General features: G+C 75.2%; 3 protein-coding genes. All 3 read right to left on the bottom strand.

Annotated features, from left to right (window positions below; genetic code table 11):
• On the bottom strand, positions 1-2842 hold a 2842-nt coding region (locus O3W51_RS45610), incomplete at its 3' end, for a type I polyketide synthase (protein WP_269289830.1).
• 50 nt (positions 2843-2892) lie between these two features.
• Complete coding sequence (locus O3W51_RS45605; RefSeq protein WP_198359314.1) at positions 2893-8307, bottom strand: type I polyketide synthase; 5415 nt, start codon at positions 8305-8307, stop codon at positions 2893-2895.
• Positions 8308-8337: 30 nt separating this feature from the next.
• Positions 8338-11973: type I polyketide synthase (locus tag O3W51_RS45600; protein WP_269289825.1), on the bottom strand; the 3636-nt coding region annotated here is incomplete at its 5' end.

Raw genomic sequence — 11973 nt, 5'->3', positions numbered from 1 at the left:
TCCCAGCGGTAGCTGGGAGGTGCCCCCCGACGGCGTCCGGCAGCGTCCTGGACCTGCCGGCGGCACCGGGAGCGGCGGGTCCGGCCGAGGCGCGGCCGGCTGCCGCCAGCCAGTAGTGCTGGTGCTGGAAGGCGTACGTGGGCAGCGGGGTCCGGCGTGCGCCGGTGCCGTCGAAGAGCGCGGTCCAGTCCACGGCGGCGCCGCGCATCCGCAGCCGGGCGGCGGCCTCGGTGACCGCGTGCGGCTCGGTGCGGTCCCTGCGCAGCACGGGGAGCACGGCGGCGGGCGCCGGTGCGGTCAGGCAGTCGCGGACCAGCGAGGACAGGACGGCGTCCGGGCCCAGTTCGACGAACGTGGCGGCGCCCTCGGCCGCCAGGCTGCCCACGGCGTCGGCGAAGCGCACCGTCTCGCGGACGTGCCGCACCCAGTAGTCGGGGCTGCGCAGCTCCTGCGCGGTGACGGGCTTGCCGGTGAGGGACGACACGATCGCGATGGTCGGCTCGAGGTACGTCAGCCCTGCGGCCACCCGCCCGAACCCGTCGAGCATCGGCTCCATCAGCGCGGAGTGGAAGGCGTGGCTGACGGTGAGGCGCTTGGTCTTGCGGCCCAGGTCACGGAAGTACCCGGCGACCGCCTCGACCGCCGCCTCGTCGCCGGAGACCACGACGGCCTCCGGGCCGTTGACCGCCGCGATCCCGACTCCTTCGGCCAGCCGCGGCAGCACCTCCGCCTCGGTGGCCTGGAGGGCCGCCATCGCGCCGCCGGCCGGCAGCGCCTGCATCAGCCGGCCGCGGGCGGCGACGAGCGCCGCCGCGTCCTCCAGCGACCAGAGCCCGGCGACGTGCGCGGCGGCCAGTTCGCCGATCGAGTGCCCGGCGAGCAGGTCGGGCCGCACGCCCCAGGACTCCAGCAGCCGGTACAGGGCCACTTCGAGGGCGAAGAGCGCGGGCTGCGCGTAGCCGGTCGTGTCCAGCAGCGCCGCCTCCGCGATGCCCGGCTCGGCGAACAGCACCTGCTGGAGGGGGTGTTCGAGGTGCGGGTCGAGCGCGGCGCACGCGGCGTCCAGCGCCCGCGCGAACGCCGGCTGCGAGGCATGCAGTTCACGGCCCATGCCGGGCTTCTGGCTGCCCTGCCCGGTGAAGAGGAAGGCGATACGTCCGCTCCCCTGCGTCTCCTGGACCACGGCCGGGCCCTGGCTGCCCGCCGCGAGCCCCTCCAGCGCGGCCAGCAGGTCCGCCCGGCTGTCGGCGACGAGCGCCGCCCGGTGGCTGAGCTGGCTGCGGGAGGTGGCCAGGGACAGTCCGATGTCGGCGGCCGACAGGTCCGGGCGGTCCGTGACGTGCGCGTGCAGCCGGGCGGCCTGGGCGCGCAGTCCCGCGGCGCCCTTCGCGGACAGCAGCCAGGGCACCGGACGGATCTCCGGGGCCGCGGCGGCCTCGGCCGGCTCCTCCTGCGGTGCCTGCTCCAGGACGACGTGGGCGTTGGTGCCGCTGATGCCGAACGCGGACACCGCGGCGCGGCGCGGCCGGCCGCTGTCGGGCCAGGCGCGGGCCTCGGCGAGCAGTTCGACGGCGCCCGCCGACCAGTCGACGTGCGGGCTGGCCTCGTCGATGTGCAGCGACTTGGGGAGCACCGCGTGCCGCAGCGCCATCACCATCTTGATGACGCCGGCGGCGCCCGCGGCGGCCTGGGTGTGGCCGAGGTTGGACTTCACCGAGCCGAGCCACAGCGGCTGGTCCGCGGGCCGGTCCTGGCCGTAGGTCGCGATGAGCGCCTGCGCCTCGATCGGGTCGCCCAGGACGGTGCCGGTGCCGTGCGCCTCGACGGCGTCGATGTCACCGGTGCTCAGCCCGGCGGCGGCCAGCGCCTCCAGGATCACCTGCTGCTGGGACGGGCCGCTGGGGGCGGTGAGGCCGTTGCTGGCGCCGTCCTGGTTGATGGAGCTGCCCCGCACCAGGGCGAGGACGGGGTGCCCGTTGCGGCGCGCGTCGGAGAGCCGCTCCAGGAGCAGCACACCGACGCCCTCGCCCCAGCCGGTGCCGTCGGCGGCCTTCGCGAACGGCTTGCACCGGCCGTCCGGGGCCAGCCCGCGCTGCCTGCTGAAGTCGATGAACGTGTCGGGGGTGGCCATGACGGTGACACCGCCGGCCAGCGCGAGACCGCATTCGCCGTTGCGCAGCGCCTGCATCGCCAGGTGCAGGGTCACCAGCGACGACGAGCAGGCGGTGTCGACGGTGACGGCCGGGCCCTGCAGCCCCAAGGCGTACGAGACCCGCCCGGACAGCACGCTGCCGGCCGTACCGGTGCCGAGGAAGCCCTCGACGCCGTCCGGGATCGACGCCCGGTCCGAGCCGTAGTCGTGGTACATGACGCCCGCGTAGACGCCGGTCCGGGTGCCGCGGACGGTCGCCGGGTCGATCCCGGCGTGTTCGAACGCCTCCCAGGACGCCTCGAGCAGCAGCCGCTGCTGCGGGTCCATGGCCAGCGCCTCACGCGGGCTGATGCCGAAGAACGCGGCGTCGAAGTCCCCGGCCCCGGCGAGGAATCCGCCCTCCTTGGCGTAGCTCTTGCCCAGGGCGTTCGGGTCGGGGTCGTAGAGGTTCTCGACGTCCCAGCCCCGGTCGGTGGGGAAGCCGCCGGCGCCGTCGCCACCGGCGGCCAGCAGCTCCCACAGCTCCTCGGGCGAGGTGATCCCGCCCGGGTAGCGGCAGCTCATGCCGACGATGGCGACGGGTTCGCGGGTCCTGTCCTCCAGGTCCTGGATACGGCGGCGGGCCTGGAGGAGATCGGTGGTTGCCCGCTTCAGATAGTCGCGGAGCTTCTGTTCGGTGTCCGTGGTCATGCGTGCTTCAGCTCCTTGTATCGGGCGAGCGGGCGATCAGGTGGGACGGGTCAGTCGGAGCCGATCTCGCCGTCCAGCAGCGCGAACAGCTCGTCGTCCGAGGCCTCGTCGACGGTCGCCGCCGCGTCCTGGGCGGCCGGCGCGGGCGCTGCCGCGTCGTGCCAGCGGGACATCAGCGCTTGGAGGCGCACGGTGACCTTGGAGCGGGTCAGCTTGTCCAACCCGTCGGTGTTCAGCAGCGGTTCGAGCTGTTCCAGGCTCGCGAGCAGCGCCTGCGCGGGGTCGTCGTCGGCGGGGGCCAGCGCCTGGAGGAGGTGGTCGGCCAGCTCCAGCGGTGTCGGGTAGTCGAAGACGAGCGTGGCCGGCAGCCGCACCCCGGTCTCGACGACGAGGCGGTTGCGGAACTCCACGGCCGTCAGCGAGTCGAAGCCGAAGTCCTTGAACGGCTTCTCCGCCTCGACGGGCTGGTCGGCGGCGAAGCCGAGCACGGCCGCGACCTGCTTGCGGACCAGCCCCAGCACCAGCTGCGGCCGTTCGCCGGCCGGCAGCGCCGCCAGCCGCGCGGTGAGACCGCCGTCGGCCGCGCCCGCTCCGCCGGCCGCCGCCGCGCGCCGTACCGGCCCGCGCACCAGCGACCGGAACATGCCGGGCACCTCACCGCTCATGGCGCGGCCCAGGGCCCGGGTGTCCAGACCGACCGGCACCAGGAGCGCCCGGTCCGCGGCCACCGCCGTGTCGAACAGCGCGAGGCCCTGCTCCTGGCCGAGGGCGAGGATGCCGCCGCGCGCCATCCGTTCGACGTCGGCCCCGGTCAGGGCCGACCCCATGCCGCCCGTCGCCGGGTCCCACAGGCCCCAGGCGAGCGCCGTGCCGGGCAGGCCCGCTGCCCGGCGCTGCGCGGCGAGGCCGTCCAGATAGGTGTTGGCGGCCGCGTAGTTGCCCTGTCCCGCGCCGCCGAAGACGCCGGCCGCGGAGGAGAACAGGACGAACGCGTCCAGCTCCAGGTCCGCCGTCAGCTCGTGCAGGTGACGGGCGGCGTCGGCCTTCGGGCCGAGGACGGACGCGACGCGGGCCGGGGTCAGCTTGCCGATGACACCGTCGTCCACGATGCCGGCCGTGTGCACGACCGCGCTGAGCCGGACGACACCCGCCAGCAGTCCGGCGAGGCTGTCGCGGTTCGAGACGTCGCAGGCCGCGACGGTCACCGCGGCGCCGGCCGCCTCCAGTTCGGCGACCAGGGTGTCCGCTCCGGGCGCCTCCGGGCCGCGCCGGCTGACGAGCAGCAGGTTCCGTACGCCCCGGGCGGTGACCAGGTGCCGGGCGACGAGCGCGCCCAGACCGCCGGTGCCACCGGTGATCAGTACGGTGCCGTCGGAGCGCCAGGGGGCACCTTCGGCTTCCGCCTCCGACGTGCCGACGCGGACGAGCCGCGGCGCCCACAACACACCGTCACGGAGTGCCAGTTCGGATTCGGCGGCGGAGAGCACGCCCTCCGGAACTCCGTCCGCGTCGGTGTCCAGCAGGACGATGCGGCCCGGGTTCTCGGCCTGGGCGGCCCGGACGAGACCGGTCACCGCCGCCTGGCCCAGATCCGTCACCCCCTCGCCGGGGGTCACCGCCGCCGCGCCACGGGTCAGGACGAGCAGCCGCCCGTCCTCGTTCGCCTCATCGGCCAGCCACTCCTGAAGATCCGTCAGTACGGAGGCGACCGCGTCGGCGGCAGAGCGCCCGGCCGGTGCCGTCAGAACGGTCGGCGCGGGTCCGGAGTCCGTGGCAGCGGAGGTGATCTGCTTCCACTCGACGGTGAACAGCGCGTCGTCCGAGGTGTCCGGGGTGCCCAACTGGGCTGCGGACACCGGTCGCAGGGTGAGCGTGCCGATCGACGCGACCGCGCCGCCCTCGGCGTCCGCGACCCGCACCGAGACCCCGCCGGGGGTGGCCGCCGGGGCGAGCCGTACCCGCAGCGCCGTGGCGCCCGAGGCGTGCAGGGTGACGTCCGACCAGGCGAAGGGCAGCCACATGGCGCCCGCGTCCGCGTCGGCCGGGCCGCTCATCAGGCCGGGGCCGCCCAGCGCGACCGCGTGCAGCGCGGCGTCCAGCAGGGCCGGGTGCAGACCGAACAGCCCGGCCTGCGACTCCTCCCGCTCGGGCAGCGCGACCTCGGCGAAGACCTCGTCGCCGAGCAGCCAGGCGGCCCGCAGGCCCTGGAAGGCCGGGCCGTACTCCAGGCCGCGGCCGGCCAGCTCGTCGTAGAGGTCGTCCACCGCGACCGGCTCGGCGCCGGCCGGGGGCCACTGCGCCAGGTCGAACCCGGCGGCGGGGGCCTGCTCGGTGAGCGTGCCGTCGGCGTGCCGCGTCCAGGCCGTGCCCTCCGGCGCGCCCTCCGGCCGGGAGAAGATCGTCACGGCACGCTGCTCGCCGCCGTCCAGCCGCAACCGCACCTGGACGGCGCCCACGGCGGGGACGACCAGCGGCGCGTGGAGCGTCAGTTCCTCCAGCGTGCCGCAGCCCGCCAGGTCACCGGCGTGCACGGCGATCTCGACGAGCGCGGTGCCGGGGACGATCACGGTGCCGTTGACGGCGTGGTCGGCCAGCCACGGGTGGGTGGCCAAGGACAGCCGCCCGGTGAACAGCAGCCCGTCCGACTCGGGGATGCTCACGGCCGCGCCGAGCAGCGGATGTCCCGCCGTGTCCTGGCCGAAGTCGGCGGCGTCGCCACTGGGCAGGGCGTTGGACGTGAACCAGTAGCCGCGGTGCTGGAAGGCGTACGTCGGCAGGTCCACGAGTCCGGCGGCGGCGCGGCCCGCGAAGAACGCCCGCCAGTCGACGCCGATACCGCGCAGGTACAGGCGGGTGACGGCCTCCACCAGGGTCTGTGCCTCGTCGCGGTCCCGGCGCAGCGCGGGGACCAGGACCGACGCAACGGGGTCTGTCACGCTCTCGGCGCCCATCGCGCTCAGCACGGCGTCGGGCCCCAGTTCCAGGAACGCGCTGACGCCCCGCTCCTCCAGCGCCGTCACGGCGTCGGCGAAGCGCACGGCCTCACGGACGTGCCGGACCCAGTAGGCGGGGTCGGTCAGTTCTTCGGTGGTGGCGGTCTGCCCGGTGAGCGTCGACACGATCGGGATCGAGGGCGCGTGGTACGTGAGCCCGGCCGCGACGGCGCGGAACTCCTCGAGCATCGGCTCCATGTGGACGGAGTGGAAGGCGTGGCTGACGGTGAGGCGCTTGGTCTTGCGGCCCTGCTCGTCGAAGTACGTGACGACCTGCCGGACCGCGTCCTCGTCGCCCGAGACGACGATGGAGGTGGGCCCGTTGACGGCCGCGATCCCGACCCGGTCGGTAAGGCGCGGCAGGACCTCGGCCTCGGTGGCCTGGATCGCCGCCATCGCACCGCCGGACGGCAGTTGCTGCATCAGCCGGCCGCGAGCCGCGACCAGCAGCGCCGCGTCCTCCAGGGACCAGACCCCCGCCACATGCGCTGCGGCCAGCTCACCGATGGAGTGACCGGCCAGCACCTGCGGCTTGATGCCCCACGCGGCGACCTGCCGGAACAGCGCCACCTCCAGGGCGAACAGCGCGGGCTGGGTGTAGCCGGTAGCGTCCAGCGATCCGTCGTCCCCGAACAGCACGTCCTTGAGCGGACGGTCCAGGTGCGCGTCGAACGCCGCCGCCACCTCGTCGAGCGCCGCCGCGAACACCGGGAACGCGGCGTAGAGCTCCCGCCCCATGCCGGCCCGCTGGCTGCCCTGGCCGGTGAACAGGAAGCCGAGCCGGCCGGATCCGGGGCCGTCGCGCAGGACGCCCGGCGCGCTCCCGCCGTCGGCAAGGGCCGCGAGCGCGGTGAGCAGTTCCTCCCGGCCACCGGCCACCACGCCCGCCCGGTACGGGAAGGCGGAGCGCGTCGTGGCGAGGGCCGAGCCGACCGTGGACGGGTCGGCGGCCACGGAGCCGTCCCGCAGGTACGCGTGCAACCGCCCGGCCTGGGCGGTCAGCGCCTCCGAGGTGCGGGCGGACAGCAGCCACGGCACCACCGGCAGTTCGGCGACGGCGGGCTCCTCCGCCGTCTCCTCGGCCGGGGTCTCCTCCACGATGACGTGGGCGTTCGTGCCGCTGATGCCGAAGGACGAGACACCCGCACGGCGGGTCCGCTCCCCCGCCGGCCACGGCCGGGCCTCGGTCAGTAGCTCGACGGTGCCTGCCGACCAGTCGACGTGCGAGCTGGGCGCGTCCACGTGCAGGGTGCGCGGCAGCTCCTCGTGGTGCAGGGCGAGCACCATCTTGATGATCCCGGCGACACCCGCCGCGCCCTGGGTGTGCCCGAGGTTGGACTTGATCGAGCCCAGCCACAGCGGCTGGTCCTGCGGGCGCTCCTGGCCGTAGGCGGCGATGAGCGCCTGCGCCTCGATGGGATCGCCCAGCTTGGTGCCGGTGCCGTGCGCCTCGACCGCGTCGACCTGGTCGGCGGACAGCCGGGCGCTCGCCAGCGCCTGCCGGATGACGCGCTGCTGGGACGGCCCGTTGGGCGCGGTGAGCCCGTTGCTGGCGCCGTCCTGGTTGACGGCGCTGCCGCGGACCACGGCCAGCACGCGGTGCCCGTTGCGCCGGGCGTCGCTGAGCTTCTCCAGCAGCAGGACGCCGACGCCCTCCGACAGGCCGGTGCCGTCGGCGGCCTCCGCGAACGGCTTGCAGCGGCCGTCGCCGGCCAGCCCGTCCGCCCGGCTGAACTCCAGGAACGTTCCGGCGGAGCCCATCACCGTCACCCCGCCGGCCAGTGCCAGCGTGCACTCCCCCGCCCGCAGCGCCTGGCCCGCGAGGTGCAGGGCGACCAGGGCGGACGAGCAGGCGGTGTCGATGGTGACGGCCGGGCCCTCCAGGCCCAGCGCGTACGAGACCCGGCCGGACAGGACGCTGCCCGCGACACCGGTCATCATGTGGCCGGCGACCTCGGCGGGCATCTTCTGCAGCCCGCGCAGGTAGTCGGAGCTGCTGACACCGGTGAAGACCGCCGTGCGGGTGCCGGACAGTGCCACCGGGTCGATCCCCGCGCGTTCCAGCGCCTCCCACGACGTCTCCAGCAGCACCCGCTGCTGCGGGTCCATCGCGAGGGCCTCGCGGGGGCTGATCCCGAAGAACTCGGCGTCGAACTCGGCGGCGTCGGCGAGGAAGCCGCCCTCGGGCGCGCCGTCGCCCGCCGCGCCGCCCTTCTCCCGTTCGCTGTCCTGGAACTGGGTGAGGTTCCAGCCGCGGTCGGTGGGGAACGGCGTCAGACCGTCCTCGCCGGCCGCGAGCAGCTCCCACAGCTCCTCGGGCGAGGTGACGCCGCCCGGGAAGCGGCAGGCCATACCGATGATCGCGATCGGCTCGCGGTCCTTGTCCTCCGCCTCCCGCAGCCGCCGACGGGCGTCGTGCAGGTCAGCGGCGACCCGCTTGAGTGTGTCGACCAGCTGCTTCTCGTCCGCCATCAGTTCTCCTCAAAGGTGTGCAGGGCGCCGTCAGGCGATGCCGAGTTCGTCCGTGATGAAGGCCAGGACCTCGTCGGTCGTGGCGTCCTGCAGTCGTTCGTTGACGTTCTCGCCGGTGTCGCCGCCCGCGCCGGCGCGCAGGTTCCTGAACCGGGAGAGCAGTTCCTCCAGGCGGGCGGTGACGGCGGCGTGGACGCTGTCGTCGAGGGACACCTCCGGCAGATAGCCGTCGAGGCGGTCGAGTTCGGCGAGTACGGCGTCGGCCGGGTCGGTCTGCTCGGGGGCGAACTCGCCGTAGAGCAGCCGGGCGAGCGCCAGCGGGGTCGGGTGGTCGAAGACGGCGGTGGCGGGCAGCCGGACACCGGTGGCGGCGCCGAGCCGGTTGCGGAATTCCACGGCGGTCAGCGAGTCGAAGCCCAGCTCCTTGAAGGAGCGGGTGGCGCCGACCGCCGAGGTGCCGGCGAAGCCGAGCACCGCCGCCGCGTAGGACTGCACCAGGTCGAGCAGCACGGTCTCCCACTCGTCGGTGGGCAGTGCGGCGAGCCGCTTGCGCAGCGCGTCGCCCTGGGCGCCGTCCTCCGCCGCCGACGCGCCCTGCGCGGTGCGCCGGGACGGGCCGCGGACCAGGGAGCGCATCAGCGGCGCCACCGGGCTGTCGCCGGCCTGCGACCGCAGGCCCGCGGTGCTGAGGCCGATCGGGACGAGAGCGGGCTCCGTCCCGCCGACTCCGGCGTCGAACAGGGCCAGGCCCTGCTCGGGGCTGAGCGGCCGGATGCCGGAGCGGGCCAGCCGCGCCAGGTCCGTGCTCGCCAGGTGTCCGGTCATACCGCTCGGCTCGGCCCACAGGCCCCAGGCGAGGGACACGGCGGGCAGCGCCGCGGCCCTGCGGTGGGCGGCGAGGGCGTCGAGGTAGGCGTTGGCCGCCGCGTAGTTGGCCTGGCCCGCGTTGCCGAAGACCCCGGCGGAGGAGGAGAACAGGACGAACGCGTCCAGTTCCGTCCCGGCCGCGACCGTCAGCTCGTGCAGGTGGCGGGCCGCCTCGGCCTTGGGGGCGAGGACCGCGAACAGCTTCTCGGGGGTGAGCTTGCCGAGTGTCGCGTCGTCGAGCACACCGGCCGCGTGGACCACCCCGCGCAGCGGCCGCGCCTCCGGAACGGACGCGAGGAGCGCGGCGACCGCGTCGCGGTCGGCGACGTCGCAGGCGGCGACGGTGACGGTGGCGCCCGCTTCGGAGAGTTCGGCCACGAGTTCGGACGCTCCCGGAGCGCCCAGGCCCCGCCTGCTGGTGAGCAGCAGGTGCCGTACGCCGTGCTCGCCGACCAGGTGCCGGGCGACGAGCGCGCCCAGACCGCCGGTACCGCCGGTGATCAGGACGGTGCCGTCGGACTGCCACGGCGCCAGGGCGTCGGCCCGGGCCTCGGCCCGGACCAGCCGCGGGGCGAGGATCTTCCCGTCGCGCAGCGCGAACTCCGGCTCACCGGTGGCCAGCGCCGCCGCGAGCAGCGTCCGCGAGGGGATGCCGGTACCGATGTCCGCGAGGACGATCCGGCCGGGGCTCTCGGACTGCGCGGAGCGGACCAGGCCGTGGACGGCGGACTGCGCGAGGTCGGCGATGTCCTCGCCGGCCTCGGCGGCGACCGCGCCACGGGTGACGACGACCAGCGTGGTGCCGTCGGTGCGCGGGTCGGCGAGCCACACCTGCAGATCGCCGAGCGCCTGCATGACGGTGTCCTCGGTGCCGCTCTGCCAGTGCACGGGCGTCAGGACGGTACCGATGGAACCGTCCAGCTCATCGGTGCTGAAGATCTCCGGCAGGCCGGGGAAGAGCGGGTCGTCGCCGAACACCGCCCAGTCCGTGGGCGCCGGCGGCTGGTCGCCCGGGGCCGTGACGGCGGTCCACTCGACGCGGAACAGCGAGTCGCGGTGCGGGTCGGAGCCGGCCGAGCCGAGCTGGGCGAGCGCCTCCAGGGGGAGGCGGCGCAGCAGCAGGGAGTCGACGGCGGCGACCGGTGCGCCGGTGGCGTCGGCGACGTTCAGGGTGACGGCGCCGCTGCCGGGCGCCGCCGCGATCCGGACCCGGAGGGCGGAGGCGCCGACGCTGTGCAGCGCGACACCCGACCAGGCGAACGGCAGCCAGGGCCCCTCCCCTTCATCGCTGTCCAAGAATCCGCCGAGCGCGATGGCGTGCAGGGCGGCGTCCAGCAGCGCCGGGTGCAGGGCGTAGTCGGCGGCCGCGGAGACCGCCTCGGTGGGCAGCTCGACCTCGGCGAAGAGTTCGCCGTCGCGCCGCCAGGCCGCCCGCAGTCCGCGGAAGACCGGCCCGTAGTCCAGGCCGACGGCGCCCAGGTCCGCGTACAGGCTCTCCGTCGTCAGCGCCTCGGCGCCGGCCGGCGGCCACTGGGTGAGGTCGGGTCCCGGGGCCGGGGTGTCCGCGGTCAGCAGTCCGCTCGCGTGCCGGGTCCACGGGGTGTCCTCGTCGCTGTCCTCGGGCCGGGAGAAAACCGCGACCGGGCGGTGCCCGTCGGCGGCGGGCTCGTCGACCAGGACCCGCAGCTGCGTCTCGCCGCGCTCCGGCAGGACGAGCGGCGCCTCCAGGGTCAGTTCCGCCAGCGTGCCGCAGTCGGCCTCGTCACCGGCCCGTACGGCGAGCTCCAGCAGCGCCGTCCCGGGGACGAAGACCACCCCGCCGACCGCGTGATCGCCCAGCCAGGGCTGGGACTTGAGGGAGAGCCGGCCGGTGAGCAGATAGCCGTCGCGGTCGGGCAGCGCCACGGCCGCGCCGAGCAGCGGGTGTCCTGCGGGCGTCTGGCCGAGCCCGGCCGGGTCCACGGCCCCGGAGACGGCCTCCAGCCAGTAGCGCTCGCCCTGGAAGGCGTACGTCGGCAGGCCGGTGCGCTCCAGCGTACGGCCGGCGAAGACCGCCGACCAGTCGGGGCGTCCGCCGTGCGCGACCAGCCGCCCGAGGGAGGTCAGGACGCGGCCGGCGCCGCCGTCGTCGCGGCGCAGCGTGCCGGTGACGACGACGTCGTCAGCCCCGGCGGCGGCCACGGTGTCCTGGACGCCGACGGTGAGCACCGGGTGCGGGCTGCACTCGACGAACACCGTGTGGCCGGTGAGCGCGAGCGCCCGTACGGCCGGCTCGAACTTGACGGTGTGTCGCAGGTTGCGGTGCCAGTACGTGGCGTCCATCTCGCTGCCGTCGATCAGCCGGTCCTCCAGCGTGGAGTACAGCGGGACACGTCCCACCTGCGGCCGGACGGGGGCGAGCACGTCCTCCAGCTCCTCGCGCAGCGACTCCACGTGGGAGGAGTGCGAGGCGTAGTCGACGTCGATGCGGCGGGCCCTGATGGTGCGCCGCTCGCAGGTGGCGAGCAGTTCGTCGAGCGCGCCGGGGTCGCCGGAGACGACGGTGGAGGAGGGGCCGTTGTTCGCGGCCACCGAGATCTGGCCGGGCCAGGCGGTCAGCAGCTCCTCGACCTCGGCGGCGGGCAGCGGCAGGGAGACCATGCCGCCGGTGCCGGCGAGACCGACGAGCGCGAGGCTGCGCAGGGTGACGACGCGGGCGGCGTCCTGGAGGGTGAGCGCCCCCGCGACGCACGCGGCGGCGATCTCGCCCGGCGAGTGCCCGACGACGGCGGACGGCCGGCTGCCGAGCGACTCCCCGAC

This window comes from Streptomyces sp. H39-C1 (assembly GCF_027158125.1).
In the GTDB taxonomy this organism is placed as follows: domain Bacteria; phylum Actinomycetota; class Actinomycetes; order Streptomycetales; family Streptomycetaceae; genus Actinacidiphila; species Actinacidiphila fildesensis.
This window is presented reverse-complemented; position numbering and strand designations above follow the sequence as displayed.